The organism is Noviherbaspirillum sp. UKPF54 (genome assembly GCF_007874125.1).
Classification (GTDB): domain Bacteria; phylum Pseudomonadota; class Gammaproteobacteria; order Burkholderiales; family Burkholderiaceae_D; genus Noviherbaspirillum.
Map to the genome: position 1 here is coordinate 3,612,088 of NZ_CP040128.1, position 26,959 is coordinate 3,639,046.

29 protein-coding genes and 1 pseudogene are annotated in these 26,959 nt (G+C 65.7%); 9 read left to right on the forward strand and 21 right to left on the reverse strand.

Annotated features, from left to right (window positions below):
- Window positions 1-75 precede the first annotated feature (75 nt).
- Complete coding sequence (locus FAY22_RS16750) at window positions 76-399, reverse strand: AzlD domain-containing protein (RefSeq protein WP_146331268.1); 324 nt, start codon at window positions 397-399, stop codon at window positions 76-78.
- Complete coding sequence (locus FAY22_RS16755; RefSeq protein WP_146331270.1) at window positions 396-1,124, reverse strand: AzlC family ABC transporter permease; 729 nt, start codon at window positions 1,122-1,124, stop codon at window positions 396-398. The genes FAY22_RS16750 and FAY22_RS16755 overlap by 4 nt, the downstream gene beginning before the upstream one ends.
- A 143-nt stretch (window positions 1,125-1,267) precedes the next feature.
- Between FAY22_RS16755 and FAY22_RS16760 the strand changes: the two genes are divergently transcribed.
- Window positions 1,268-2,167 carry a DMT family transporter gene (locus FAY22_RS16760; protein ID WP_146331272.1) on the forward strand — a complete coding sequence of 300 codons (900 nt, stop codon included), beginning with the start codon at window positions 1,268-1,270 and terminating at the stop codon, window positions 2,165-2,167.
- A 54-nt stretch (window positions 2,168-2,221) separates the two neighbouring features.
- Entirely contained in the window at window positions 2,222-2,710 is a 489-nt protein-coding gene (locus tag FAY22_RS16765; RefSeq protein WP_146331274.1) for a L,D-transpeptidase, read from the forward strand.
- Here the strand turns inward: FAY22_RS16765 and FAY22_RS16770 are convergent.
- The 8 genes from FAY22_RS16770 to FAY22_RS16805 all read right to left on the reverse strand — a co-directional run bounded on the left by FAY22_RS16770 (window position 2,694) and on the right by FAY22_RS16805 (window position 9,791).
- Window positions 2,694-3,431: a YoaK family protein gene (locus FAY22_RS16770; RefSeq protein ID WP_146331276.1), complete on the reverse strand. Its 738-nt coding sequence runs from the start codon at window positions 3,429-3,431 to the stop codon at window positions 2,694-2,696. The two genes, FAY22_RS16765 and FAY22_RS16770, sit on opposite strands and share 17 nt — an antisense overlap.
- Window positions 3,432-3,488: 57 nt before the next feature.
- On the reverse strand, window positions 3,489-5,066 hold the full coding sequence (locus FAY22_RS22605) for a methyl-accepting chemotaxis protein (RefSeq protein WP_146331278.1): 1,578 nt from the start codon (window positions 5,064-5,066) through the stop codon (window positions 3,489-3,491).
- Between the two features lie 52 nt (window positions 5,067-5,118).
- Complete coding sequence (locus FAY22_RS16780) at window positions 5,119-6,279, reverse strand: diguanylate cyclase (protein WP_210411840.1); 1,161 nt, start codon at window positions 6,277-6,279, stop codon at window positions 5,119-5,121.
- 247 nt (window positions 6,280-6,526) lie between these two features.
- A complete protein-coding gene (locus FAY22_RS16785) occupies window positions 6,527-7,129 on the reverse strand; it encodes a DUF924 family protein (protein ID WP_146331280.1) in 603 nt (200 codons plus the stop codon).
- A gap of 1 nt (window position 7,130) precedes the next feature.
- Window positions 7,131-7,580 carry a hypothetical protein gene (locus tag FAY22_RS16790; RefSeq protein WP_146331282.1) on the reverse strand — a complete coding sequence of 150 codons (450 nt, stop codon included), beginning with the start codon at window positions 7,578-7,580 and terminating at the stop codon, window positions 7,131-7,133.
- Window positions 7,581-7,666: 86 nt separating this feature from the next.
- A complete protein-coding gene (locus FAY22_RS16795) occupies window positions 7,667-8,236 on the reverse strand; it encodes a DNA-3-methyladenine glycosylase I (protein ID WP_146331284.1) in 570 nt (189 codons plus the stop codon).
- 47 nt (window positions 8,237-8,283) lie between these two features.
- Window positions 8,284-8,520 carry a hypothetical protein gene (locus tag FAY22_RS16800; RefSeq protein ID WP_146331286.1) on the reverse strand — a complete coding sequence of 79 codons (237 nt, stop codon included), beginning with the start codon at window positions 8,518-8,520 and terminating at the stop codon, window positions 8,284-8,286.
- Between the two features lie 26 nt (window positions 8,521-8,546).
- Window positions 8,547-9,791, reverse strand: coding sequence for a dienelactone hydrolase family protein (locus FAY22_RS16805; RefSeq protein ID WP_246860543.1), 1,245 nt, complete (start codon window positions 9,789-9,791; stop codon window positions 8,547-8,549).
- Window positions 9,792-10,276: 485 nt separating this feature from the next.
- Between FAY22_RS16805 and FAY22_RS16810 the strand changes: the two genes are divergently transcribed.
- Entirely contained in the window at window positions 10,277-10,528 is a 252-nt protein-coding gene (locus FAY22_RS16810; protein ID WP_146331288.1) for a DUF6139 family protein, read from the forward strand.
- 51 nt (window positions 10,529-10,579) lie between these two features.
- Here FAY22_RS16810 and FAY22_RS16815 read toward each other — a convergent pair whose 3' ends face one another.
- Window positions 10,580-11,407, reverse strand: coding sequence for a DUF429 domain-containing protein (locus FAY22_RS16815; RefSeq protein ID WP_146331290.1), 828 nt, complete (start codon window positions 11,405-11,407; stop codon window positions 10,580-10,582).
- A 75-nt stretch (window positions 11,408-11,482) separates the two neighbouring features.
- Between FAY22_RS16815 and cls the strand changes: the two genes are divergently transcribed.
- The 3 genes from cls (at window position 11,483) to FAY22_RS16830 (ending at window position 15,258) form a co-directional block, all read left to right on the forward strand.
- Complete coding sequence (cls, locus tag FAY22_RS16820; RefSeq protein ID WP_146331292.1) at window positions 11,483-12,907, forward strand: cardiolipin synthase; 1,425 nt, start codon at window positions 11,483-11,485, stop codon at window positions 12,905-12,907.
- Between the two features lie 184 nt (window positions 12,908-13,091).
- Entirely contained in the window at window positions 13,092-14,531 is a 1,440-nt protein-coding gene (locus FAY22_RS16825; protein ID WP_146331294.1) for a sorbosone dehydrogenase family protein, read from the forward strand.
- A gap of 193 nt (window positions 14,532-14,724) precedes the next feature.
- On the forward strand, window positions 14,725-15,258 hold the full coding sequence (locus tag FAY22_RS16830; protein ID WP_146331296.1) for a DUF2243 domain-containing protein: 534 nt from the start codon (window positions 14,725-14,727) through the stop codon (window positions 15,256-15,258).
- Window positions 15,259-15,528: 270 nt separating this feature from the next.
- On the opposite strand, the gene FAY22_RS16835 is transcribed toward FAY22_RS16830, so the two are convergent.
- From FAY22_RS16835 to FAY22_RS16845, 3 genes and pseudogenes are all read right to left on the reverse strand, one after another.
- Window positions 15,529-16,113, reverse strand: a complete 585-nt coding sequence (locus FAY22_RS16835; RefSeq protein WP_146331297.1) for a CHRD domain-containing protein — start codon at window positions 16,111-16,113, stop codon at window positions 15,529-15,531.
- Window positions 16,114-16,214: 101 nt separating this feature from the next.
- A pseudogene (locus FAY22_RS16840) lies at window positions 16,215-16,433 on the reverse strand (carboxymuconolactone decarboxylase family protein); the annotation flags it as partial.
- Between the two features lie 29 nt (window positions 16,434-16,462).
- Window positions 16,463-17,674 carry an MFS transporter gene (locus FAY22_RS16845; protein ID WP_146331301.1) on the reverse strand — a complete coding sequence of 404 codons (1,212 nt, stop codon included), beginning with the start codon at window positions 17,672-17,674 and terminating at the stop codon, window positions 16,463-16,465.
- Between the two features lie 119 nt (window positions 17,675-17,793).
- On the opposite strand from FAY22_RS16845, the gene FAY22_RS16850 reads away from it, so the two are divergent.
- From FAY22_RS16850 to FAY22_RS16860, 3 genes are read left to right on the forward strand one after another with little or no spacing between them, the layout of a single operon-like run.
- Window positions 17,794-18,840, forward strand: a complete 1,047-nt coding sequence (locus FAY22_RS16850) for an HlyD family secretion protein (RefSeq protein WP_146331302.1) — start codon at window positions 17,794-17,796, stop codon at window positions 18,838-18,840.
- Between the two features lie 9 nt (window positions 18,841-18,849).
- Entirely contained in the window at window positions 18,850-19,287 is a 438-nt protein-coding gene (locus FAY22_RS16855) for a universal stress protein (RefSeq protein WP_146331304.1), read from the forward strand.
- Window positions 19,284-20,810 carry a DHA2 family efflux MFS transporter permease subunit gene (locus FAY22_RS16860; RefSeq protein WP_146331306.1) on the forward strand — a complete coding sequence of 509 codons (1,527 nt, stop codon included), beginning with the start codon at window positions 19,284-19,286 and terminating at the stop codon, window positions 20,808-20,810. Before FAY22_RS16855 ends, FAY22_RS16860 begins: the two co-directional genes overlap by 4 nt.
- A gap of 8 nt (window positions 20,811-20,818) precedes the next feature.
- Here the strand turns inward: FAY22_RS16860 and FAY22_RS16865 are convergent, their stop codons facing one another.
- The 7 genes from FAY22_RS16865 to FAY22_RS16895 are packed head-to-tail and all read right to left on the reverse strand — an operon-like array spanning window position 20,819 to window position 26,955.
- Window positions 20,819-21,154 (reverse strand): iron-sulfur cluster assembly protein, encoded by a 336-nt coding sequence (locus tag FAY22_RS16865; RefSeq protein ID WP_146331308.1) that lies wholly within the window; start codon window positions 21,152-21,154, stop codon window positions 20,819-20,821.
- A gap of 15 nt (window positions 21,155-21,169) precedes the next feature.
- Window positions 21,170-21,631 (reverse strand): Fe-S cluster assembly sulfur transfer protein SufU, encoded by a 462-nt coding sequence (gene sufU / locus FAY22_RS16870; RefSeq protein ID WP_146331310.1) that lies wholly within the window; start codon window positions 21,629-21,631, stop codon window positions 21,170-21,172.
- Window positions 21,628-22,878, reverse strand: a complete 1,251-nt coding sequence (locus FAY22_RS16875) for a cysteine desulfurase (protein WP_246860771.1) — start codon at window positions 22,876-22,878, stop codon at window positions 21,628-21,630. The genes sufU and FAY22_RS16875 overlap by 4 nt, the downstream gene beginning before the upstream one ends.
- Window positions 22,879-22,883: 5 nt before the next feature.
- The gene (gene sufD / locus FAY22_RS16880; protein ID WP_146331314.1) at window positions 22,884-24,224 is read right to left on the reverse strand and encodes a Fe-S cluster assembly protein SufD; all 1,341 of its coding nucleotides are present in this window, start codon (window positions 24,222-24,224) and stop codon (window positions 22,884-22,886) included.
- Between the two features lie 2 nt (window positions 24,225-24,226).
- Window positions 24,227-25,015 (reverse strand): Fe-S cluster assembly ATPase SufC, encoded by a 789-nt coding sequence (gene sufC, locus FAY22_RS16885; RefSeq protein WP_146331316.1) that lies wholly within the window; start codon window positions 25,013-25,015, stop codon window positions 24,227-24,229.
- 15 nt (window positions 25,016-25,030) lie between these two features.
- Window positions 25,031-26,479 carry a Fe-S cluster assembly protein SufB gene (gene sufB / locus FAY22_RS16890; RefSeq protein ID WP_146331318.1) on the reverse strand — a complete coding sequence of 483 codons (1,449 nt, stop codon included), beginning with the start codon at window positions 26,477-26,479 and terminating at the stop codon, window positions 25,031-25,033.
- The gene (locus FAY22_RS16895; protein ID WP_146331320.1) at window positions 26,476-26,955 is read right to left on the reverse strand and encodes an SUF system Fe-S cluster assembly regulator; all 480 of its coding nucleotides are present in this window, start codon (window positions 26,953-26,955) and stop codon (window positions 26,476-26,478) included. Before FAY22_RS16895 ends, sufB begins: the two co-directional genes overlap by 4 nt.
- Window positions 26,956-26,959: the final 4 nt, after the last annotated feature.

Sequence of the window (26,959 nt, forward strand, 5' to 3'; positions counted from 1 at the left end):
CCCTCGCATCGCCAAGCCGGCAAATCGGCTTGATTTCCGGAAATTCTGCCAGTCATTGCGGCAACGCGCAAATACTCAGGCAAATCCGCCGAGCTGCCAGGCAAGGAAGACGGCCAGCGCCACCACGATGGTGACCAGCTGGCGGCGCGTGGCGGCGCAGACCGCGATCGCGGCTAGGGAGGCGACCAGTTGCGGATTGTGCAAGGACAATTCCATGCCGCCGCCGTGCGGCGCCAGCACCATCGGCACGATAATCGCCGTCAGCACCGTCACCGGCACGAAACCGAGCGCCTGCTGCAGCAGCGGCGGGAACACGGCGCGGCTGCCGAGCACGAAGATCGCCGCCTTGATGAAGACCGTGACGGCGGCCATGCCGAGAATCATTACCGTGTAGTTCATGCCGCGTCCCTCCTTTTCAATTGCGGCTGCGGCCGCATGCGCAGCAATGCCATGCCGACGGTCACGCCGATCAGCACGGCGGACATCAGCCCCAGCTTGTAAGGCAGCTCGCGCAGCATAAAGGCGAACAGGCCGGCCGCGAGTGCGGCACCGAAATGCGGAATGCGGTTCAGCTGCGGCACCACGATCGCGATGAAGGTGGCCACCATCGCGAAGTCGAGGCCGAGCGACTGCAATTGCGGAAACGCTTCGCCGAACAGCAGGCCGGCCAGCGTCCACAATTGCCAATTGAGGTACATGGCCAGCCCGGAACCGAGGAAATACCAGTGCCCGAGCCTGGTGTCGGCGTGCGTGCCGTAATAGCCGTTCATCACCGCGAAGGTTTCGTCGGTCATCAGAAAGCCGAGGGCCCAGCGCCAGCGCGCCGGCAGGTGCGCCACGCGCGGCAGCAGGGTTGCCGCATACAGCATGTGGCGCAGGTTGACGATGAAGGTGGTGAGCCAGATCACCAGCAGCCCGGCGTGGCCGGCCGCCAGGCCGACCGCGATGAATTGGCTGGAGCCGGCGAAGACGCCCATCGACATCAGCTGCCCCTGCCATGCTGCCAGCGGTCCGGAGGCAACCAGGGCGCCGAAGATCACGCCGAACGGGGCGGCACCGACCATCATCGGCAGCGTGTCGCGCGCGCCGGCGGCCAGGCTGGAAAAACGGGTGGAATGCGGCATGAACGAATCCTTGTATTGGGGGTGAAATGGTAATGCGGCGACGCCGGGGACGCTTGGATATTCTTGCGCGGCGTGCATGGCCGGCAGAATGTGCGCGTGCCGCTTACAATCTTGTCTTCATTTTCCGCATTCCCCGGCCATTCATGTCCAACTCCAATCTTGCCAGACTGTTCTTGCTCGGCGCCATCTGGGGCACGAGCTTCCTGCTCATGCGCATCGCCGCCCCGGCGCTCGGGCCGCTGCTGACCAGCTTCCTGCGCGCGCTGCTGGGCGGCGCCGCGCTCTTGGCCGTGGCGCGCATGCGCCGCGTCGATTTCGCCTGGCGCCGCAACGCCAAGGCATACCTGGTGATCGGCCTGTTCAATACCGCGATCCCGTTTTCCCTGTTCGCGTGGTCGGCGCTGTACATCCCGTCGGCCTACATGGCGACCATGAATTCGCTGGCGCCGGTATTCACCGCCGTGTTCGGCTTTTTGCTGCTGGGCGAGCGCATGACGCTCATGCGCCTGGGCGCCTTCGTGCTCGGGCTGGCCGGCGTGGGGGTGCTGGTGGGCGTGGGCCCAACGGCGGTGACGCTGCATGTGGCGCTAGGCGTGCTGGCGGCCATCGGCGCGGCGGTCTGCTACGGCTATGCCGCCACCTATACCCGCATGAAGGCCGGCGGCATTCCCTCGCTGGCGGCCGCCGCCGGCAGCCAGCTGGCGGCCTCGGCGGCATTGCTGCCGCTGGCGCTGACCGACGTGCCGCATGCGCTGGCGGCGTGGACACCGACCTCGGTGCTCGCCGTCACGGTACTCGGCCTGGTCTGCACCGGCGTGGCCTACGCGATTTTCTTCCACCTGATTGCCGCCGAGGGCGCAAGCAAGGCGATCACTGTCACCTTCCTGGTGCCGGCCACCGCCTCGATCTGGGCCTGGCTGCTGCTGGGCGAGCCGATCACCCCGGGCACGGTGGCGGGCATTTCGGTCGTGCTGTGCGCGACGGCGATGGCGCTGGGGCTGGTCGAAAAATGGAAGAGCCTGCGGGCGCAAAACCGCGCATGAAGCGCCCCGCCCTGCTATCGTAGCGGCTTTCGTACCGCATCATTTATCCACGTCATGCCGCGCATTCTCATCAGCATCCCGCAGCAATCACTGGAACTGTTCGACGACGACGGTCATCTGCTGCGGCGGTACCCGGTGTCGACCGCCAGCAACGGTCCCGGCGAACAACGCGGCAGCAACTGCACGCCGCGCGGACGGCATATCGTGCGCGCCAAGATCGGCGCCGGCATGCCATCGGGCGCGGTATTCGTGGCGCGCCGGCCGACCGGAGAAATCCATACGCCGGAACTGGCCGCGGCTCATCCGGGGCGCGACTGGATCCTGTCGCGCATCCTGTGGCTGTCCGGCTGCGAACCCGGCGTCAACCGGCTGGGCGAGGTGGACACGATGCGGCGCTACATCTATATGCATGGTTGCGCCGACAGCGCGCCGATGGGCGTGCCGCTGTCGCACGGCTGCGTACGCATGCGCAATGCCGACATCATCGAGCTGTTCGAGCTGACGCCGGCCGGGACGCCGGTCGAAATTACCGATCGGGCTTGAACATCGGCGCCGATGACAGGATGACCATCCCGATCGCCAGCGGAATGGTGGCGGAAAAGCCGACGTACTTGAAGCCGAACGCGCCGAGCACGCCGCCGCAGAAGAAGGAAGCGACCAGCAGCAGGTGCACCTTCAGTTTCCTGCGATTGGCCGCCACGAACAAATCCCTGCGGTCGGCGGAGTGGCGGTTCCAGTAGAACAGCTTGCCCAGTTCGATGCCGATGTCGGTGACCAGTCCGGTCACGTGGGTGGTGCGGATTTCGGCGTTCGAGATCTTCGTCACCAGCGCATTCTGCAACCCCATCACGTAGCATAGAAGCACGGCGGTGAGCGACATGTCGATCAGCTCGTGCTTGCGCAGGTTGGCGCCCATCAGCCCGAAAATCAGCAGCAGGAAGGCTTCCAGCAGCAGCGGCGGCGTGTACGGATTGCGGTCGGTATTGCGTTTCGAATAATTGATCATGACCGCGCTCGACGCCGCGCCGCACGCGAACGACACCAGCGACAGGAATGCGGTGGCGACGAGCGGAAAGTCGCCGAGGATCAGGTTGTCGGCGGCCGACGACACCATGCCGGTCATGTGGGAGGTGTACTGGCCGATGGCGAGAAAGCCGCCGGCGTTCAACGCGCCGGCATTGAACGCGAGCGACGCGCCCAGGTGCATGTTGGCGCGTGCGGTGCGTTCGGCGGAGGTAAGCGAAGCAAGATAGCTGATGGGCATGGAAGAAAGCCTTGGAATCCGCGGATGACTATGTCGGCTCAATGATACGGCCAAGCTTCACCCGCTGCAGGAAAGCGCGGCGCGGGCATCGCCTTTTTCGAGCCGGAATGCGCTGACGGCTTGCGCCAGGCCGGCCGCCTGCTCCTGCATTGCCTGCGAAGCGGCCGCCGCTTCCTCGACCAGCGCCGCGTTCTGCTGCGTGACCTGGTCCATCTGCGTCACCGCCTGGTTGATCTGCTCGATGCCGGACGTCTGTTCCTCGCTGGCGGCGGCGATCTCGCCCATGATATCGGTGACGCGCCGGATGCTGTCGACGACTTGCTGCATCGTGGCGCCGGCCTGGTCGACCAGCCTGCTGCCGGCGTCGACCTTCTCCACCGAGTCGCCGATCAGCGCCTTGATTTCCCTGGCGGCGGCGGCCGAGCGCTGCGCGAGGTTGCGGACTTCCGTCGCAACGACGGCGAAGCCGCGCCCCTGCTCGCCGGCGCGGGCCGCTTCCACCGCCGCGTTCAGGGCAAGGATGTTGGTCTGGAACGCGATGCCGTCGATCACGCCGATGATGTCGACGATCTTGCGCGACGATTCGTTGATCGAACCCATCGTGCCGACCACCTGCGATACGACCACGCCGCCATGCCCGGCCACGTCGGACGCTGACCTGGCCAAGCTGTTGGCCTGGCGCGCGTTGTCGGCGTTCTGCTTGACGGTGGAGGTCAGCTCCTCCAGCGAGGACGCGGTCTCCTCCAGCGAGCTGGCCTGCTGTTCGGTGCGGGCGGACAAGTCCATGTTTCCGGAAGCGATCTGGTGGGACGCGGTGACGATAGCATCCGTGCCGGAACGGACCTGGCCGACGATGCGTACCAGGCTCTCGCTCATGTTCTTCAATGCCAGCATGAGGCGGCCGAATTCGTCGCCCGAGGTCACCTCAATACGCCGCGTCAGGTCGCCGGCGGCCACGTCATCGGCGAGCCGGACGGCCGCCTCGAGCGGCCGGGAAATGGCGCGAAGCAGCCAGGCGCCGACGACCGCCGCCAGTAGCAGGCCGCATATCACGCTGGCGATACCGGCGCCGCGCACCATCCGATAGGTGCGCTGCGACTTTTCATATTCGCTCTTGGCGACGTCGAGCTGCAGCTGGATGAGGGCGTTGATGGCTTCGCGCACCGGCACGAAGGAGGCCGCCATCGGCCCGTGCACGATCTCGGTGGCGGTCTTGGCGTCCTGCGCGCGCAGCGCCGCGACCGCCGGCTTGAGGCCCGTCTCCACGAACTTCCTGCGGCTTTCCGCAAACTGCTCGGCCAGTTGCTTTTCCCGCGGCGTCATGGCGGTCGCCATGAACCGGCTCCACACCTCGGTGATGCGCTGGATGTTGCTTTCCACCTCGTCCAGCCGCGGCCCGGTGGCGGCCGGATCGGCCGTCAACGCCTTGGCGATGAGCAGCTGGTTAGCGTCGAGCATGCGCACCACCCGGTCCAGCTGCCCGGTGGCGACCAGGCGGTCGTCGTAGATCGTCCTGGTGGCATCGTTGGCCAAGCCGAGACTGACGATGCCGACGAGGGCGCTCAGGACGAGCAGCAGGGACAGGAATCCGATCACGAAGATCAGGCGGGTCTTGATGGAGAGATTTCTGAGCATTGTCGTACTCCCGTCATGAAATGGGCGCGCCCCTGCACGGCGAAAAATCCGCTTACTTCTGTTCCGCACACCCCACACAACAATTCTTGCCGGCGACCTTGGCCTGGTACATGCGCTGGTCGGCGATTTCAAGCAGCTTGCTCCAGCTGTCGGCGCTATCCGCGCAGCGCTCGGCCAAGCCGAAGCTGGCCGTCATGGGCGCGCCGTCCGGCCGCGTGCCCAGCCCGCGCTCGCGCAGGCGCGCCACCGTGGTGGCCGCTGTGGCGCCGGACGCCCCCGGCAGGATGATGACGAATTCCTCCCCGCCCCAGCGCGCCAGGATGTCGCCGCCGCGCAAATTGGCGCGCAGCGTTTCGGCCGCCGCGCGCAGCGCGCGGTCCCCGCTGTCGTGCCCGAACCGGTCGTTGATCCGCTTGAAGTCGTCGAGGTCGACAAACACCACGGCCAGCGGCGCGCCGCTGCGAACGGAAATATGGAACTGGATATCGAGCAGCTCCTCGCCGGAGGCGCGCGAAAAACAGCCGGTCAGCGTGTCGTGGCTGGCCTGCCGCACCAGCGAAATCATGAAGCTGAGCTGGCTCATGCCCGCCAGCGAAGCGACCGCGGCGATCAGCAGCAGCAGCCAGAACGCCCCCAGGTGCGAGCTCCAGCTCAACAGGTTGAGCTGCATGAGCGCCACCAGCGCCTCGGCACCCAGCACCGGCAGCGCGAACAGCACGCCCTCGGCCGCCGTCAGCGGAAACACGGCCAGCCCCGCCACCATCACGAACGGCAGGAAGGCATAGCCAGCCGAAATGGCCGCTGCCGGCCCGGCCATGTGGAAGTGCGACAGCAGCGGATGCGAGTAGATGAAAAACAGGGTCGGGATCGCGAACATGAACGCCAGCGCGCGGTAGGCGTCGGCCATCCTGGCCGACTTGCGATAGGCGCGCGCGAGCATGCCGAAAGCGATGCTGGTGACGAGGCGGCCGACGACCAGCATGATGGTGAGCGGCCAGCTGAACACCAGCACGTCGACGATGATCCACAGCGGCGTGAGCAGGGCGAACAGGGCAGCCACCATGCGCATGCGCGAGATGATCAGTTCGGCGCGGCGGCGCTCCAGCAGCGATGCATGGCCGAACGGCAGCACCAGGTCGCGCAGCAGTCCGCGCGGCAGCGCGCCGAAAATCGGCTCGGCCATGAATGGGAACAGCAACTTCAGGATGTGCACGGGTATTCCTTCAAGCCCCTCCCTTCGGGGGGTATTCAACGACACTGCAGTGATGCGCTGGGCTGGCCGGTTTGACAATGGATGGCGTTTAGCCGATATCGGGATTTACAAGACGAACAGGACAATCTTCCCGCAAGCGTAGGCAGCCAGCACGTTATACCGAATTGCAATAGGGAAAACATTGACGCAGATCAATTTGCGCCAGAAGCCATGCGACTTTCGGGCAGGACGTGGCGAAACGGGCCGGTCAGAACGACGATCCCGGCTGCCGCAGGAAGGCCAGCTCGTCGGGACTCGACTGCCGCCCCAGGATCTGGTTGCGGTGCGGGAAGCGGCCGAAGCGGACAATCACGTCGCGGTGCCGGCGCGCATAATCCAGAAAACCGTCGAACGCCGCCTGGCGGGTGGCACCGGCCTGCGCCACCAACTCCTCGAACAGGGCCACCGCCTGCGCCTGGTCGTCGGCCGCTTCCGAGTGTTCCAGCGGCAGATAGAAAAACACGCGCTCAATCGGCCGCAGCGCGTGGTGGACGCCTGCGGCCAGCCCCTGCTTGCACCATGCCAGCGCGTATCGGTCGTAGGCGAAGGAGCGCGGCGTGCCGCGATAGATATTGCGCGGGAATTGATCGGTCAGCAGGATCAGCGCCAGGCGTCCGCGTGGCGTCGCGGCCCAGCCGTCGAGCGCGCCGGCGGCGGCCTGGTCCACGCAGGCGGCGAAGCGCCGTTCGATCTCGCGGTCGGTCGCCGCATCCTTGGCCCACCACAAGCGGGCGCGTTCCTGCGCCAGCAGCGCGTCGTCGACCTCGGCGCCGAACCAGAACGCGTGGATGCTGACGGGCGTTTCCGTCATGTCAGCGGTTGTTCTTGCCGTGGCCGTTGCCGTGCCCCTTGCCGTGGCTGGCATGGGACTCCTCGCCGCCGGCCGACGCCAGCTGGAAGTCGCCGCGCTTGAGCGCATGGAACTCGGGCGAGCCCGGCTTGATGCCGAGGTCCTTGGCGATCGCGCCCCAGCCCTTGCCATGCCCGGAACGGTACACCTGCAATACGCGCTCGACCGGCTGGTGCGACATGGCGCCGAGCTGGAAGATCATGAAGGCGTCCGCCGGCTGCCCGACCGAGCCGAGCACTGCGCGCACCTGCACGTTGTCGACGCCGAACTGGCTGCTCAGGCGCACCGAGAACCCGGACATGTCGGCCCTGGCCTGGACGTTCGTATTGCGCAGGAAATCGTCCAGGCCGTCGCCGGCGAACGCGGCGTTGCAGAGAATGGAGATAGCGGCGACGACCAGCATTTTTTTCATGATATGGCTCCCTTGAAGATGTATGGCATGCCTTGCATCATACCTCGGCTGGCGGCCGCGCATGGATGGCGTATCCGCCCGTCCGATTAGCGCAGCCGGCCATGGCAAAAGCAGTCGACCCGGTGGTCGTTGACCATGCCGATGGCTTGCATGTAGGCGTAGACGATGGTCGAGCCGACGAACTTGAAGCCGCGTTTCGCCAGATCCTTCGAGAGGCGGTCCGACAGCGGCGTGGTGGCCGGCGCGGGCTGCTGCGCCGTCCAGGCGTTGCGCAGCGGCTTGCCGTCCACGTAGGCCCACAGGAAGGGAGCCAGGCCGCCGGCTTCGTCGCGCAGCCGCAGATAGGCGCGGGCATTGGTGATGGCGGCGGCGATCTTGAGGCGGTTGCGGATGATGCCGGTATTGGCCAGCAGCTGCGCCACCTTGGCGTCGTCGTAGCGCGCGATCTTTTCCGCGTCCCAGTTATCGAACGCGGCGCGGTAGTTTTCCCGCTTGTTGAGCACGGTTTCCCAGCTCAGGCCGGCCTGCGCACCCTCCAGGTTGAGCATTTCGAACAGGCGCGTCTCGTCATGGCAGGGCACGCCCCACTCTTCATCGTGATAGGCGAGGTACAGCGGGTTGGCCGGATTGGCCCAGGCGCAGCGGGTCGGGGTCATGAATCGATCGCGTCGGGAGGACAGGCGTCGATTCTACCGCAGCGGGTTTATTTCGAGCCTTGCCTGGTCTTCGACCAGCGCAGCAGGCCGATCACGATCGCGACGCCGGCCAGGTCGGCCGCCGCGGTCTGCTGGTTGACGGTGAATCCGAGCAATCCCTTGATGCCGGTGACGATCATCCAGGCGCTCACGGCCGACAGGGCGACGTGGGTGAGCGGGCCGGAGTATGCCTTGCCCATAGTGGCCAGCAGGCCGGGCTTCTTGTCGTCGGGTTGCTTATTCATGCCGATGCATCCATTCCATGTGTCGTTCAGGGACCGGTCAGCGCCTGCGTGGCCTTGCTGGGCGCGGCCGCGGTAGCGGTGCCGTTGACCGGCTGGTCGTCGACCCACACCACGTTGTTGTCGACTGCGTACAGCTTGCATGGCTGGGAACTGTGCTTCTGGCAGTCGGCCAATACCTGTTCGGCCGGATCGTCGCCGTCCTCGGCCCAGCTCCAGGCGCCCGACGCGGAAACCGCGAAGGCGCGCGGAGTCGACTTGGTCAGGAATTCGCGGTAGTGCTCGCGCGCATCCCCCTTCAGGTAAGGCACGGCATCGATGTTGTCGAGGGTGGCATACTCAGTCTTCGGAATCTTGATTTCATCGGACAGCGCGACCACCGGCTCGGTGGGCATGCCGAGCTCTTTCAAGAACTTCTCGGTCTCCGGCCACCAGATCTTCACGCCGTCGCGGCTGCCGCTCATGCCGTGCGCATCCTTCTTGAACGCGCCGTAGGCCACCAGCTTGGCGTGGCCGCCGGCCTGCACGTAGGCGTCATGCATGCGGCTGGCCAGGTCCGGGCCGAAGTGCTGGTCGTTGGCACCGTAGAACCAGATGCTCGGCAGCGCGGTCTTGCCGCCATAGCTGGAAACCGCCTGCACCAGCGAATCCTGCCAGTGGCAGTCGCCGCCATGCATCTTGAGGCCGCCCGCGAAATTGATCAGGCCGCGCACGCCGGGAAAATGGCGCGTGCCGAACGCGAGCGTGGCCAGGCCGCCGTACGACTGGCCGGCGACGATGATGCGGTCGCGGTCGACCCATTCCTGCTTGTCGAGGTATTCCAGCGTGCCCTGCAGGTCGTCCGCCTGCGACTGGCCGTGCGCGGTCATGTTGCAGCCCTGGTCGACATAATCGCCGGTGGACTTGGAAAAACCCTTGCGCATCGGGATCACGACCGCGTAGCCGCGTCGGACGAATTCGCGGCTCAGCACCACGAAGCGGTCGCGCCCTTGCGAATGCGGATTGCCGAGCGCCTTGCCGTGATTCATGATCACCAGCGGGAACGGGCCGGTGCCGGGCGGCTTGAAGACGGTGGTTTCCAGCTGCACCTGCGCGCCGCCGGACTGCACCGGGATCATCACGACCTGTTCATTGAGGGCGGCGTCGAGCGTGACGGCCGGCGCCGGCGAGGGATGGCTCATCAGGCCCAAGGCCAATGCGGCCAGGCCAATGAAGGTCGAGAAAGTCCAGCGTTTGTTGTTGGTGCTCCGATTCTGTACAAGTGCTTCTGCCATTGATCTGATCCACGTCGAGGGAAAAAACAAACCGGCCCGCATCGCAAGCCGCCGCGTGGCTTCGCCTACTCATTACTTTTCGGAATGCGCCCGGGGCGCGATCCGCAGAAATGCCGTAACGCGGAGCTGTGACTGCGTGCAATTTCAGAGCAGAAACTCATCTTGACGCAGCTCAACGTTGCCCATTCTAAATACCGATTTTCCGCGGTTCAATACTCAATCATGCAATTCGTAAAGATTTGTTTCAGGGAACTTGTACATTCAACAAGAATACGAAGGAAATGCTTGAAAGCACGGCAAGAGGTGTTGCTATGCAGACAGGAAGGCGGGAGGAAGATGGACGAACGGATACTGTCCGCGCGCAAGGACAGGAGAAATGGAGAGGATGAAAATCGGACAGGCGGCGTGGCGGTTTCGCTATCGCCCGCAACCTTTAAGATGATGAACGGTCAATAGCAGACACTGCACTTGATGAGGATGGAAACATGAAAGTTGACGTGTACAAGCGCCCTGAACAGGCCGGTATGTATTCCTACCTGGCGGTTCCGGAAGGCCGGCCGATTCCCGAGGAAGCGACCAACATCGACTGGGAAACGGCGGAACACAATGTCGATCTGGACCAGGACAACGAGCCGGTGCTCGGCCTGACGGCGGACGACGCGCTGCGGCAGATCAGCGACAAGGGATACGCGATCTCCAGCGTGCACAACAAGATCCGGATCGGACCGGGCATTTAATTCTCCCTCCTCCCATGACCTGGCCTCGCGAGCGAGGTCAGTTGCACCCGTTCATTCTCGAATTTCCAGTTCGCCATGCGGCGCCGCGGCGGTCCACCCTTCGACCGGATCGAGCGTGCGCGGCAACCCGAAATGCGGGCGCTGCGCCGCCCATGCCGCCGCTACCGCGCATAGCACCGCGTCGAGCCAGTCGGCGCTGCCGTCGTCGACCAGCTTGCGGCGCAACGCAGGCGCCAGTCGCAGCCGGATGCCGAGCGGGTGGTTGCCGTTTTCCAGCACCTGCACGATTTGCACGCGGGCGGCGCGCCGCGCCGGCGTCTGCTTGGCGCGCTCGTCGCTCTTGTAGGAGGCGCGCGTCACTGCCCGCGCCACCAGCCCCGGATATCCCTCCAGCGCAATGCGCCGCGGGTCGCCGTCGTGCAGACCGAACACCGTCACGCCGGCGCGCAGCAGACGCTGCGTGCCTTCATGGAACATGTAGGCGACCGGCGGATTCACCCATTTCATCGACGGGCTGGAACCGGCGGGGCGGTCGGTGGCGCGATGGGCGAACTTGTTGCCCACGGGACGGGCATCGCAGAAGGCCTTGAACGTCTCACGCAATTGCGCGCGCGGCAAAGCTGCGCAATGCATCACCAGCGCCGCCCAGTTCTGCGGCCAGCCGAGGTGCTCGACCAATTCGCGCGGCAGCCCGAACGGAAAATCGAAGGCGCCCACCCATGACCCGGGTTGATCGAGCCATGCTTCAAACGATGCCCAGTCGCCATGCTCGTCCACGCGCTCAATGCGCAACAGCGCGCCGTCGGCCATGCCGTGCGCGACCGTGATCGGCTTGGCTCGCCGCGGGACGGAAGTGAAATCGACGCCGACTACGTGCATGAAATCAAATTAACGGAATTAAAAGACGGAAAAAGATTCAAACAGGCAGGAGCTTCCCGACATAAAGGATGCCAGATGAACATAGCGGCGCACGCGCCTCGTTTTTCTCACCGCCTGACCTGGTGCATCATCGTATTTATTGTAGGCATTGTCGTCGCCTGCGCCACCCTGCCCGACGTCGGCTATCTGCAAGCGCGCGAAGCGGCGCCGGCGTCCGCCCCGACCATTGTCAATGCCCACGGCGAACTGGCGCAAGGCAAGAAGCAGGCATTGCTGAACAACCTGGAGGACAAGACCGGCGCCTCCGACATCCTGACCAAGCATGTCGCGGTCGAAGAAGCGATCAGCGGCGCGCCGCTGGTGGCGGGCAACAAGGTCGTGCTGCTCGACGACGGGCCGATCACGATGCGCGCCATGATGAACGCCATCCGCGCCGCGCGCGACCATATCAACCTCGAAACCTACATCTTCGAGGACGACGAAGTCGGACGCGCGCTGGCCGACCTGCTGATCGAAAAGCAGGCGGCGGGCGTGCGGGTCAACCTGATCTACGACAGCGCGGGCACCATCGACACCGCGCGCGAATTTTTCGGGCGGCTGCGCGCGGCCGGCGTCAGCACGCTCGAATTCAATCCGGTCAATCCGCTGCACACGGGCGGCGACTGGGAACTGAACCAGCGCGACCATCGCAAGCTGCTGGTGGTGGACGGACGCATCGCCTTCACCGGCGGCGTCAACATCAGCAAGGTGTACGGCAAGAGTTCCTTCCTCAAGAGCCGGCGGCAGGCGCCGCCCAAGGATGCGAAGGAGGCTGCCTGGCGCGACACCCACATGCAGATCGAGGGTCCGGCCGTCGCCGAGTTCCAGAAGCTGTTCCTCGAAACCTGGCGCCGCAAGACTGGCCGCCCGCCCGGCGATGCCCACTACTTCCCGCCGCTGACGGCGCAAGGCACGGCGCTGGTGCGCGCCATCGGCAGCACGCCCGAGCACGCCGACTACACGATCTACAAGACGTATGTCTCGGCGCTGGCCAACGCCGACAAGACCGCGCACCTGACCACGGCCTACTTCGTGCCGGACCGGCAGATACTGCGGGCCATGCAGGACGCGGCGCGGCGCGGCGTCGACGTGAGCATCGTCTTTCCCAGCTTTACCGACGTCGGCATGATCCTGTACGCCGGCCGCGCCTATTACGACGAACTGCTGGAAGCGGGCATCAAGATCTACGAACGCAAGGATGCCATGCTGCATGCGAAGACGGCGGTGATCGACGGCGTCTGGTCGACCATCGGCTCCACCAATCTGGATATGCGCAGCTTCCTGCACAACGACGAAATCAATGCCGTCGTGCTCGACGCGGAGTTTGCCGGGCGCATGGAAGCCCTGTTCCAGCGCGACTTGCGGGAATCGTCGGAAATTACCCGTGAGCAGTGGAGCAGGCGCGGGCCGGTGGAACGCATCAAGGAATGGGCTGTGCAATTGTTCTCGTACTGGCTGTGACAACAAGCGGCGCTTGCCTGCCGATCCCGTCGAAATCTGCGAAGCGGCATGAACTTTGAGCGGCAACATTGATGTTTTCCTGTATGGTGCGCCGCAAACCTTGGGCAACGTCAAGTTTGAACCAAAATGACATCCCGACATCACATCGTGACTGCATGTGCAGGGATACTGCAAGACAACAACGATGAACATGTTCGCGATGGCAGCGCGCCGGCTGACCAAACATCCCCTGTCGGTTCTGGCGGCGCTCAGTGTGACCTGCCTGGTGCTGGCCTGCAGTGGCGGCGGCGGGGACGGCAGCAGCAGCAGCGGCAATAGTGGTGGTGAGGCCGCGAGCGCGCCCACTCCTCCCGCCAGCGGCGCGACCGCGACTCCTGCGGCCGGCGCTTCCGCCAGCGCCACGCTGCAAGTTCCCGACGCGCTGGCGTCGCCCCCCTTCGACACGAAACGCAGCCTGCAGGTGCCGCCGGGGTTCGGGATCCGGGTATGGGCGCGCGTGGGCGGCGCGCGCTTCATGGCGCTCGCGCCCAATGGCGACGTGCTGGTGTCGGTGCCGTCCGAGGGCAAGATCGTGCTGCTGCGCGAGCGCGCCGGCGACACGCCGCAAGTGTCGGACTTCGCCACCGGCCTGCACAATCCGCACGACATGGTGTTCCATGCCATCGCGGGACAAACCTATCTCTATGTCGCGGAATCGAACCGTATCAGCCGCTCCGTCTACCGCAGCGGCGACACGCAACGCGCCGACAGCGAAGTGGTGGTCGACGGCTTGCCCGACGATTCCACGCCGGAGTTGCGCGGCAGATATGGGCATGAGCTGAAAAACATTGCGCTCGGACCGGACGACAAGCTCTATGTCTCGATCGCCTCGACCTGCAATGCCTGCACCGAAGACACAACCAGCGATCCGGTGCGCGGCGCGATCTACCAATATACCGCCGACGGCAAGCAAGGCCGGCTGTTCGCGCGCGGCATACGCAATGCGGAAGGCCTCGATTTCATTCCGGGCACCAATGCGTTGTGGATGACCGTCAACGGCCGCGACGAGATCCGCGTTCCGCAAGACATCGATGTCGATGGAGACGGCAGCAGCGACCTGGGCAAGCTCATCGCCAGCTATGTCGACGAGCATCCGGCGGAAATTTTCTCTGTCGTGCGCGATGGCGGCAACTATGGCTGGCCCTTCTGCGACCAGGAGCAGAACGCCAGCATGTCCAACCTCGATGCGACCGCCGACTTCGAATTCAATCGCAACGGCGCGAACCTCGACTGTGGCGGCATCACCCGCGCCTCCAAGGGCATCCGTCCGCATGCCGCGCCGCTCGGCTTCAGCTTCCTGCACGACAGCAATGTGCCGGCGGCGTACCGCAAGGGTGCGGCGGTCGCGCTGCACGGCTGCTGGAACTGCACCAGCCTGCGCGCCGGCTACAAGGTCGTGTTTTTCCCGTTCGACGACGCCGGCAATGCGGGCGCCGAAATCGACCTGGTCACCGGCTTTGTCACCGATCCCGACGCGCGCGCGCTGTGGGGCCGCCCGGTCGATGTGATTGCCGATGGCCGCGGCAACCTGCTGATTTCCGACGATTTCGCCGGCGCGGTGTACCAGCTTTTTCCCTCGCCGTAGCGCAGTTTTACAGCGGCGCGGTAAGGCTTACCGGCCAACGGAGGACGTGCCGGCGGCCTTTGCCGGGCCAGACGCTGGCATGCATGCTGCATCACGCAAACCGCGCAGGCGTTCCCCGACTGCGCGGTTTGCTTCTTTTCGACTCCCTGTTCGATCCGCTTAACCTGTCCGACCAGTTCCACCCGTGCGCAACATGGGAAATCGCATCGCCTTCCTGCCGCCGCAGAAGCGGCGCTTCAACTGGGCCGGCTACCTGCTCGGCTTTGCGCTGGGCGGCTTTTTCGACGGCATCCTGCTGCACCAGATTCTCCAGTGGCATCATTTACTGAGCGGAATCACGCGCGCCCCGTTCGACCAGGCCGAGGTCCAGATCCTCGCCGACGGCGTGTTTCAAGCCGGCATGTGCGTCATTGCGGCGCTCGGCATGCGCAAGCTGCTGCAGGCGCGCTATGTCTTGATCGACCGGGCCTTCGACCGCGTGCTGGCGGCCGACGTGCTGATCGGCTTTGGCGTCTGGCACGTGGCGGACGGCATTCTGTCGAATTGGCTGCTGGGCCTGCACCATGTACGGATGGACGCGGCGGATTTTGCGTGGTGGGACGTGCTGTGGTTCCTGCTGTTCGGCGTGCTGGTTGTCACCGCCGGCATTGCCTTGCGCATCAGGCGCGAGCCGCCATCGGTCGACGACCGGAAAAAGCCCGACCGGCCTCGCTCGACGCCGGCCTAGAGGGTGTTATGAACTAGGGAAGGGGGCGCGTTCGAGCGAGAAGGGACGCAGGGCAAGGCGCGACGCGCCGCTCAGGGTGGCCCCCTGCGCAAGCGGCGCAACGCTGCAATGCGCCCCTTCTCGCTCGAACCCTTCGGGCATCCCCGGGAGCCGGCCGCCTGCGGTGTTGCGGCTCCTTGCCGTAGCACCGCTACGACGCGTCGCCGCGCCTTGCATTCTGCCGGCTTCCGGGGCTGCGCACCCCCTTCCCTAGTTCATAACACCCTCTGGTCAGAAGCCGACGGTCAGCCCGATGCCCACTCCGGAGTGCGGGAAATCCTGTGCATCCTCGATTTCCTGGATTTGCCGCAGTTGCTGCTCGATGAGCACCGACTGCGCGCGCGCCTGCTCCAGCAGCTGGAATTGCTGGGACGACGGCAGCTGTTCGAACAATTGCCCGCGCAGCTCCCCGGCCGGATGCACGACGGTGCCCACGTTGAAGTAATAGCGGCCATCGCGCAGGGCGCGCAGCTGGGCATCGCTGATGTCGGCGCGCACGGTCCAGGCGCCGCTGGCGGCTTCCTTGTTGAGCGCAAAGACGACCGGTCCGTTCACACCGCCGAAACCGTCCTGGATCCACGCCTGCGTATCGCCGATGCCGGTCACCACGATACTGGCGCGCAAGGTGCGGCCGCTCGAATCGACCGTCACCACGCCCGCGCCGGTACCGGCGCTGGACACCGGCGGTACCTCTTCCGCGCTGGTCAGCGTGGTGCTGAAGGCGAACGGCACATCGTCATGGCCGCCGCCGCAGGACGCCAGCAGCGGCAACGTCAGCGCCAGCGGCGCGAGCAAGCGCACAGCGAAAGAATGCATGACAAGTCCTCCTCGAACCTTGCTTCATGCTACGCCAAATCGCACGCGCCGGTCATGCGCTACCCCCAACTATGCGGCACCGGGTATCACTTCCTGCGCGGCGCGGTGAGCATCGATACCGTGATCAGGCTGCGGGTTTTCAGGTCGAGCCCGTCGCGGCACCAGACCGTGCCCCAGGCATTGCGCGTGACGAAGTCCTGCAGCGGCATCGTGAAGTCGGTTGCGTTGGCGAACGCCTTGTCGACGAAATCTTCGCCCATCACCTTCTTGCGCATCTGCAAGCCGTCCTGATACTGCTGGTCCTTGTTGTTCTGATCCATGCCGCGCCTCCGCTGATAAAAGGAGGATTTTAATTCAGCGCCAGGCCCATCGCGCCGCGCCTAGCCTTCACCGCCGCCAGAAAGCATGCGAGCGAAACCAGCGAGACGGCCAGCAGGATGAAAAGCATCCAGCGCGGCGCCGGATTGGCTTCGACAAACGCGGCCATCGCCAGCGGCCCGGCGGCCTTGGCCAACAGGGACGGCCCGGCCAGCGCGCCGGAAATGGCGCCATAGTTTTCGCGGCCGAACAGGCTTTGCGGTACGGTGCCGCGCACGATCGTCAGGATGCCGTTGCCCAGCCCGTACAGCATGCAGAACCCGGCGACCGCGAAGCGGTTCTCCCCGAATGCCAGCAAGGCCAGCAGGGCCGCCGGCAGGCAGGAAAACGTCAGCCGGCCCACCGTTTGCGGCAGCACGCGGTGGGCCAGCGCCATTTCGCCGAGGCGCCCGGCCACCTGCATCGGCCCGATCAGGGCCGCCACCAGCACGGCGGTGGCGGCCGGATGGCCGAAGCGCTGCAGCAGCGGAATCAGGTGCACCGACAGCGCCGAAAAGATGAACATGTTGGTGGCGAAGGCGAACGCCAGTTTCCAGAACGCCGGGTCGCGCAAGGCTTCATGCAGGGTATAGTTGCGCGCCGCCTGCCCGTCCCCGGCAGCGCGGCGCGCTCGTCCATCTCCGCCCGCGCCCAGCAGCGCATGCAGCGGCGCGCACAGCGCCAGGTGCGCGATACCATAGACCAGGAAGGTATGGCGCCAGCCGAGCGCGCCGTTCAACTGCAGCGTCAGCGGCCAGAACACGGTGCTGGCCAGTCCGCCGAACAGCGTCAGCACCGAGATCGCCTTGCGCGAATGCAGCAGGAATTCGCGGTTGATAGTGGCGAACGCCGCTTCGTACAGCACCATCGCCATCGCGACGCCGACCATGCTCCACGCAACGAAGTACAGTGCGACCGAATGCGCCATGGCCAGCATGACCATGCCGCCGCCGGCCAGCAGTGAGCCGCAGCTCATCACGGCACGCCCGCCGAAGCGGTCGATCAGCATGCCGACCGGCGTGGCCGCCAGGCCGGCTGCCAGCAGGCTCCAGGAATAGGCGCCGAACACCACGCCGGTGGACCAGCCGAACTCGCGCTGGATATCGTGCGCGACGATGGCAAACGCGTAGTACAGCGAACCCCAGGACACGATTTGCGTGACCGCCAGGAGACGGACGAGGCGCCAGGGTTCTTTGTTGTCCATGCGAATGTTTTTTGGTGGAGTCTTGTAGTGTAACGCATGGCCGTCCGTATCATTTTCGATCCGCGCATGCTTCTTGCATCGGTAACCGATCGCCAATACGCCGAACAATCAGGCCTGCCATGGATGCACCTGTGCACGCTGAAAAACCGTTGATACGCAAGGAAAGACTTTCCGGGAAAAAGCTCATCAAATGGGTGGCGATCGCCGCGCTGCTGATCCTCGCCGCCATCTTCGGCTACCGCTACTGGCGCCACGGCCAGCTGTACGCCGACACCGACAATGCCTACATCAATGCCAACACGGTCGAAATCGCCGCCCAGGTCGGCGGCAAGGTCACGCAAGTCTTTGTACGCGACAACCAGAAGGTGAAGGCCGGCGGGGCGCTGTTCGAGATCGATCCCGAGCCCTACCGGCTGGCGCTGGAAAAGGCGCAGGCGCAGCTGCAGCTGGCCGGACAGGCGGTCGGCCAGCAAAGCGCGGCGGTGGCCGCCGCCGAGGCGCAGGTCAACCAGCGCAAGGCGGAACTGCAGATTGCGCAATCGAACAACCGGCGCGAGCAACAGCTGGTGCGGCAAGGCTTCCTGTCGAAACAGGGCGCCGAAACCGCCCGTACCCAGGTCGCCACGGCCGAAGCGGCGCTGCGCGCGGCGCAAGCCAACCTGGAACAGGCGCGCAGCACGCTGGGCGCCACCGGCGAACGCAATGCGACCGTGCAGGCGGCGCAGGCCGCCGTCGACCAGGCCCGGCTCGACCTGGAACACACCCATGTCGCGGCGCCCACCGACGGCAGCATCGCCAACCTGTCTCTGCGTCCGGGCAACACCGTGCAGCCCGGCGCGCCCCTGTTCGCACTCATCGCCAGCCAGGAATACTGGGCCGACGCCAATTTCAAGGAAACCGAGCTGGAGCGCATCCGGCCCGGCGAAGCTGCCACGGTCACCGTCGACATGTATCCCGACCACCCGTTCCACGGCGTGGTGGAAAGCGTCAGCGGCGGCGCCGGCACGGCCTTCTCGCTGCTGCCGCCGCAGAATGCGACCGGCAACTGGGTCAAGGTCACGCAGCGCGTGCCGGTGCGGGTGCGTATCACCGATCCCGATCCTGCCTACCCGCTGCGCATCGGCACCACGGCCACCGTCGAGGTGGCGGTTCGCGACAACCGCTGAGGACGACGCATGTACCGCAAGATCCTGCTTTGCTACGACGGCTCGGTCGAAGGCCGCAATGCGTTGAAGGACGGTGCCGACGTGGCGCTGTGCATGCAGGCCGAGGCGCACCTGCTGGCCATCATCCGCACCCTGGCCGGGCGCACCATCCCCGAGGGAGTCAGCGCAACCTCGATCGAGCAGGAAAACGACGAAGCCTCCCGCATCCTGAAGGAAGGCGTCGCCTGGCTCAAGGAGCGCGGGCTCGACGCGCACGGCTATATCGCCTTCGGCGACCCGATCGCGCAGATCGACGCGGCCGCGCGCGCGCTTGGCGTCGACCTGATCGTGCTCGGGCACCGCCACCGCAGCCGGCTGGCGCGCTGGTGGAGCGACGCCGAGGATGCGACGCTGCTGGAGCGCGCGCCGTGCAGCATCCTGGTGGCGGTGGCGCCGCCGATAATATGACGCAGGAGACCGACAAGGCCGCGCGCCTGATGATCACGCTGGCGGTGATGTCCGCCACGCTGATCCAGGTGCTCGACACCACCATCGTCAATGTCGCACTGCCGCACATGCAGGGCGAGCTGGGCGCGACCACCGACCAGATCAGCTGGGTCTTGACCAGCTACCTGGTGACGGCCGCCATCTTCATGCCGCTGACCGGCTATTTTTCCGACATCCTCGGGCGCAAGCGCTACCTGCTGGTGTGCATCGCCGGCTTCGTCGGCGCCTCGGCCCTGTGCGGCATCGCCGGCAACGTGGTGCAGATCGTGCTGTACCGCATGTTGCAGGGCATGTTCGGCGCGGCGCTGGTGCCGCTGTCGCAAGCCATCATGAGCGACGCCTACCCGCCCGAAGAGCGCGGCAAGGCGATGGCGCTGTGGGGCCTGGGCGTGATGGTCGGGCCGGTGCTGGGGCCGACCCTGGGCGGGTGGCTGACCGAAGTGGCGAGCTGGCGCTGGACGTTTTACATCAACGTGCCGGTGGGCGCACTGTCGTTTTTCCTGGCCTCGCAGTTCGTGCCGGAGACGCAAAGGAAGGCGCGCAAGATGGACTGGCCGGGGCTGGCGCTATTGGCCGCCGGCGTGGCCGGCTCGCAGTACGCGCTCGACCGCGGCAACTTGCAGGACTGGCTGGCGGCCACCGACATCCGCGTATCGGCCCTGCTCGGGGTGGTCGGCCTGGCCGGCTTCGCCTGGTACAGCCTGCGCGCCAAGGAGCGCGCGCTGTTCGACATCCGCATCTTCACCGACCGCAACTTCGCCACCGCCTGCCTGGTCATCGCGCTCCTGGGCCTGGGCATGTTCGGCACCATCGTGGTCCAGCCGATCCTGCTGGAGCGGCTGCTGAACTACCCGATCCTGACCACCGGCATGATCATGGCGCCGCGCGGCATCGCCACCGCCATCAGCATGCTGATCGTCGGGCGCCTGGTCGGCCGCACCGACGCGCGCCTGCTGGTCGGCGCCGGCATGGCGATCAGCGCGGTCGGCTCGCACTTCATGACGCATTACTCGCTCGACGTCGACGCCTTCTGGATCATCTGGCCAGCCATGCTGCAGGGCCTGGGCATGGGCCTGATCTTCGTGCCGCTGTCGACGATCGCCTACGCCACGCTGCCGCGCGCGCGCATGGCCGAAGCCGCCGGCCTGTACAGCCTGGTGCGCACCATGGGCTCGGCCATCGGCATCTCGATCGTCACCACGCTGCTGTCGCGCCAGGGGCAGGTCTTATGGAACGAACTCGGCGGCCGCCTGACCCGCTTCAATCCGGCCGTGCGGCACTACCTGCAGGGGTTGCACCTGGCGCCGGACAGCCCGAAGGCCGCCGCCCTGATGGCCGAACAGATGGCGCGGCAAGCCGAGATGCTGGCGATGATCGACGTGTTCCAGCTCATTACCTGGAGCTTCGTGGCGATGCTGCCGCTGGTGTTCTTGCTGAAGAAGAAGCAGGCGGGCGGCGGGCCGATTCCGGTCGCAGCGGAATAAGCCCGCGTCTATAGCAAACCGAGTTCGAGGCGGGTCTCTTCCGACATCGAGTCGATGCTCCACGGCGGCTCCCACACCAGTTCGACGTGCACCGACTGCACGCCCGGCACTTCGGCCACGCGCGCCTCGACTACCGAGGGGAAGGTGCCTGCCACCGGGCAGGCCGGCGCGGTCAGCGTCATCTCGATCTCGACGTTCCCCTGCGGGTCGATGTCGAGCACGTAGATCAGGCCAAGGTCGAGGATGTTGACGTGGATTTCAGGATCGTAGATCGTGCGCAGCACGGTGACGATATCCTGCCGCAGCTCTTCCTCGGCGTCGTGCGATTCAGCGGGCGCTTGCATGTTCATTCTCCATTTTCATTCGGTCGACACCGACACGGCGCTGTCCTGCGCGGCGCGCTCCTTCAGCGCGGCCTGCAGCGTGTGCCAGGCCAGCGTGGCGCACTTGACCCGCGCCGGGAACTCGCGCACGCCGGCCAGCACTTCCAGCTTGCCCAGCGCCGGGTCCGGCTCGGCGTCATCCTGCGTGACCATCTGGTGGAACTGCTGGAACAGGCGCTCGGCCTCGTCGAGCGTTTTGCCCTTCAGGGCATCGGTCATCAGCGACGCCGACGCCGTCGAGATGGCGCATCCGGCGCCCTCGAAGCTCACATCCTCGATCACGCCGCCGGCCACCTGCAGGTAGACGGTGAGCTGGTCGCCGCACAACCGGTTGTGGCCGTGCGCGACATGGTTGGCACCGGCCAGCGCATGGAAGTTGCGCGGCTTTTTGTAGTGGTCGAAGATCACTTCCTGGTAGAGATCGCGCAAGTCGCTCATCGCTGAAACATCTCCTGTACCCGAACCAGCGCCGCCGCCAGCGCATCGACTTCGGCGCGCGTGTTGTACAGCGCGAACGAGGCGCGCGCGGTGCCGGCGATGCCGAAGCGCTGCATCACCGGCATGGCGCAGTGATGGCCGGCGCGGATCGCCACGCCGTCATGGTCGAGGATGGTGCCGATGTCGTGCGGGTGCACGCCGTCCAGCGTGAAGGAAAGGATGCTGGCCTTTTCGCGCGCGGTGCCGACGATTTTCAGCCCGGCAATCGCGCGCACTTGCGCAGTGGCGTACTTCAGCAAGGCCCGCTCATGCGCGGCGATGGCGTCGAGGCCCAGCGCCGCCACGTAGTCGAGCGCCTCGCCCAGCGCGATGGCGCCGGCAATGTTGGGCGTGCCGGCCTCGAACTTGTAGGGCAGCTCGTTGTACTCGGTCTGGCCGAAGGTGACCGAGCGTATCATGTCGCCGCCGACCTGGTAGGGCGGCATCGCTTCGAGCAGCGCCGCCTTCCCGTACAGCACGCCGATGCCGGTCGGGCCGTAGATCTTGTGCCCGGAAAACGCATAGAAATCGACGTCAAGCGCGCGCACGTCCACGCCCAGGTGCGCGATCGCCTGCGCGCCGTCGAGCAGCACAGGAACCTTGTGCGCATGCGCGATCTCGATAATGCGCTCGACCGGCGTGATGGTGCCCAGCGCGTTGGACAGGTGGGTGACGGCGACAAGCCGGGTTCCCGGCCCGATCAGCCGCTCGAACATGTCGAGGTCGAGCTCGCCGGCGTCGTTGATCGGCGCCACCCGCAGCTCCGCGCCTGTCTGCGCACACGCCATCTGCCACGGCACGATGTTGGAATGGTGTTCCATCGCGCTGATGAGCACGTTGTCGTCCGGCCCCAGGCGCACCCGTGCATGGCTTTGCGCGACCAGGTTGATGGCCTCAGTGGTGCCGCGCACGAACACGATTTCCTGCGCCGACGCGGCGTTGATGAAGCGCCGCACCTTCTCGCGCGCCGCCTCGTAGCGGTCGGTGGCGCGCTGGCTCAACGCGTGCACGCCCCGGTGCACATTGGCGTTATCGTGGCGGTAGAACGCCGCCTCGGCCTCGATCACGGCCTGCGGCTTGTGGGTGGTGGCCGCATTGTCGAGATATACCAGCGGCTTGCCGTGCACGCTCTCGCGCAACACCGGAAAGTCGGCGCGCCAGCGCGCGACGGCGTCGTCCTGGGACAATCGCAGCACTTCCGATTCCATTTTCATCACAGTCCTCCGATTCGTTCTTGCTGAGGCAGCCGCGCCAGCAGCAATTGTTCGAGCCGCGCGCGCAGCGAGGCGACCCGGATGCGCTCGATGACGTCATGGGCGAACGCATGCACCAGCAGGCTTCTCGCCGCCGCCTCGGCGATGCCGCGCGAGCGCAGGTAAAACAGCTGCGTCTCGTCGAGCTGGCCGACCGTGGCGCCATGGTTGCACTTGACGTCGTCGGCGAAGATTTCCAGCTGCGGCTTGGTGTCGACCTCGGCCTCGCGCGAGAGCAGCAGGTTGTGGTTGGCCTGGTAGGCATTGGTCTTTTGCGCGCCCGGGTGCACGATCACCTTGCCGTTGAAGACCGCGTGCGCGTGCCCGTCGAGCACGCCGCGATAGTGCTCGCTGCTGGTGCCGTTGGGCTGGCGGTGGTCGATGCGGGTGTGGGTGTCGACATGCTGGCTGCCGCCCACCAGGTACAGTCCGTTGAGCGTGGCCTCGCAGCCGGCGGCATCGAACACGGTGCTGATGTCGTTGCGCGTCAGCGCGCCGCCCAGCGTGAATGCGTGCGAGGCGATGCGGCTGTCGCGCTGCTGGCGCGCATGGATGCCGGCGATGTGAAACGCCTCGGCGCCGTCCTGCTGCAGCTTGTGGTGCTCGACGGCGGCGCCGGGCGCGGCGAAGATGCGCGTGACGACGTTATTGAAGTAACACGCGCCGTCGGCGCCGACAAAATGTTCGATCACGGTCGCCTGCGCGCCTTCTTCGGCCACGATGAAGTTGCGCAGGTGGTGCGCGGCGCCTTCCTCGGTGGCGATGAACAGCAGGTGCAGCGGCGCTTCCAGCACGGTGCCGCGCGCCAGGCGCAGCCATGCGCCGTCGGCCATGAAGGCGGCGTTCAGGGCGTCGAACGCGGCCTGCGGCTCGCCATGGTTGTCGCCTGCGAGGTAGGGCTGCAGCGCTTCCGGGTCGGCGTCGAGCATGTGCGCGACGCTGTGCAACTGCGCCCCGGCCGGCAGCTTCCCCGGCGCCGACAGCGCCGGCAGGTAGCGGCCGTTGTGAAAGACCAGCAGGTGGCTGCCGTCCTGCGGCAGCGCCAGGCAGGACAGGATCGCGGCGGCGGCCTGCGTGTCGTCGGCCGAGGCGTCCCCGCAGGTCGCCGTGAACGGCTGCTGCTGCAACGCAGCCACGCTGGTGTATTTCCAGTCCTCGTCGTGCCGGGTCGGAAAGCCGCGCTGCGCAAACAGGTCGAGCGCAGCGGCGCGCTGGCGCACCAGCCACGGCAGATGGCTGCCGGGCAGCGCGCCGGCCACGCGCAGGTAATCGGACAGGTAGTGATCGCGGGCGTCATTCATCGTCATGCCCCCGCGCGCGCGGCGCGCACCGGTTTGGCTTGCCGCGCCGGCGCCTCGTCGAGCCAGCCGTAGCCGCGCTCTTCCAGCTCCAGCGCCAGTTCCTTGCCTCCGCTCTTGACGATGCGGCCCTTTGACAGCACGTGCACGAAGTCCGGCACCACGTAATCGAGCAGCCGCTGGTAATGCGTCACCATGATCATGGCGCGCTCCGGGCTGCGCAATGCGTTGATGCCCTGAGCGACCAGCTGCAGCGCGTCGATGTCGAGGCCGGAATCGGTTTCGTCCAGGATCGCCAGCTTCGGTTCCAAGAGCGCCATCTGCAGCACTTCGTTGCGCTTTTTCTCGCCGCCGGAAAAGCCTTCGTTGACCGAGCGGTACAGCAGCTCGTCGCGCATCTGCATTTGATTCATCTTTTGCTTGATGAGCTTCAAAAATTCCATCGCGTCGAGCTCCGGCAGCCCGCGATGCGTGCGCACGTTGTTGACCGCTGCCTTGAGCAAATAGACGTTGCTCACGCCGGGAATTTCGACCGGATACTGGAAGGCGAGGAACACGCCTTCTCGCGCGCGCTCCTCGGGCGCCAGCGGCAGCAGGTCGCGCCCCTGGTACAGCACTTCACCGGCGGTGACCTGGTAGTTCTCGCGTCCGGCCAGCACCTGCGCCAGCGTGCTCTTGCCGGAGCCGTTCGGCCCCATGATGGCGTGCACTTCGCCGGGGTTCACGGTGAGATTCAGGCCGCGCAGGATCTCGTTGCCGTCGACCGTTGCGTGAAGATTGGTGATTTTCAACATATCCGTTTTCCCTTGTTAGCCGACGCTGCCTTCCAGGCTCACGCTCAGCAGTTTTTGCGCTTCCACCGCGAATTCCATCGGCAGTTCCTTGAACACTTCCTTGCAAAAGCCGTTGACGATCATCGACACCGCGTCCTCCGCAGACAGCCCGCGCTGGCGGCAGTAGAACAGCTGGTCCTCGCCGATGCGCGAGGTCGACGCCTCGTGCTCGACGCTGGCGGTCGGATTCCTGACCTCGATGTACGGGAAGGTATGCGCGCCGCACAGTTCGCCCAGCAGCAGCGAATCGCACTGGGTGTAGTTGCGCGCGCCGTCGGCGTTCTTCATCACCTTCACCAGCCCGCGATAGGCGTTCTGCCCGTGCCCGGCCGAGATGCCCTTGGAGATGATGGTGCTGCGCGTGTTGCGCCCGAGGTGAATCATCTTGGTGCCGGTGTCGGCTTGCTGGTAGTTGTTGGTCAGCGCCACCGAATAGAACTCGCCGGTCGAGTTGTCGCCGCGTAGCAGGCAGCTCGGATACTTCCAGGTGATGGCCGAGCCGGTCTCGACCTGGGTCCATGAAATATGCGAATTCGCGCCGCGGCAGTCGCCGCGCTTGGTGACGAAGTTGTAGATACCGCCCTGCCCGTTCTTGTCGCCGGGGTACCAGTTCTGCACGGTGGAGTACTTGATCTTCGCGTTGTCCAGTGCCACCAGTTCCACTACCGCCGCATGCAGCTGGTTTTCGTCGCGCATCGGCGCGGTGCAGCCTTCGAGATAGCTGACGTAGGCGCCTTCGTCGGCAATGATCAGGGTGCGCTCGAACTGGCCGGTGTCCTTGGCGTTGATGCGGAAATAGGTGGACAGCTCCATCGGGCAGCGCACGCCGGGCGGGATGTAGCAGAACGAGCCGTCCGAGAACACCGCCGAGTTGAGCGTGGCGAAGAAGTTGTCGGAATACGGCACCACCGAGCCGAGGTATTGCTGCACCAGATCCGGGTGTTCCCGCACCGCTTCCGAGAACGAGCAAAAGATGATGCCGAGCTCGGCCAGCTTGTCCTTGTAGGTGGTGCCGACCGATACGCTGTCGAACACCGCATCGACCGCGACGCCGGCCAGCCGCTCGCGCTCGTGCAGCGGCACGCCGAGTTTTTCGTAGGTGCGCAGCAGCTCCGGGTCGACTTCGTCGAGGCTCTTGGGCCGGTCCTTGAGCGATTTGGGCGCCGAATAATAGATGATGTCCTGGTAGTCGATCTTCGGATAATGGACCGCCGCCCAATCCGGCTCCTTCATTGTCAGCCAGTGGCGGAACGCCTTCAGACGCCATTCCAGCATGAACGCGGGCTCGTTCTTGCGCGCCGAGATCAGGCGGATGGTGTCCTCGCTCAGGCCGCGCGGCACCGTATCGGTTTCCAGATCGGTGACGAAGCCGTGCCGGTATTCGCTACCGATGACATCGTCGATTGCAGTCGTCGCGTTGCTCATGATGTCGTTTCCTGTGTCCTGTTCGTTGCGGGGGCGCGCTTGCGGCTGAGCGCGCTGGCGTCGACCGTCTGCGGCACCGGCGCGATCATCTGGTCGAGCGTGATCTCGCGCAGCACGCCGAGCACGGCGCGGTTGATGCGCTGCCAGTTGGCGCGCACCGCGCACGCCGCCTCCTGGCTGCACAAGCCGGGCGTGACACTGCATTCGGTCATGCCGATCGGCCCGTCCATGGCATCGATGATGTCGGCCAGCGTGATCTGTTCGGCCGGCCGCGCCAGCAGATAGCCGCCGTGCGCGCCGCGCAGCGAGGCCACCAGGCCGCCGCGCCCCAGGATCTTGAGGATCTTGCTGACGGTAGGCACCGGCACATGAATCGTGGCGGCGATCTCCGCGGCGCTGCGGCTGCGCTCCGGCTCGCGGATCATCGCGGTCAGCACCACCGTGCCGTAGTCAGCCATCTTGCTCAGTCTTAGCATCGTC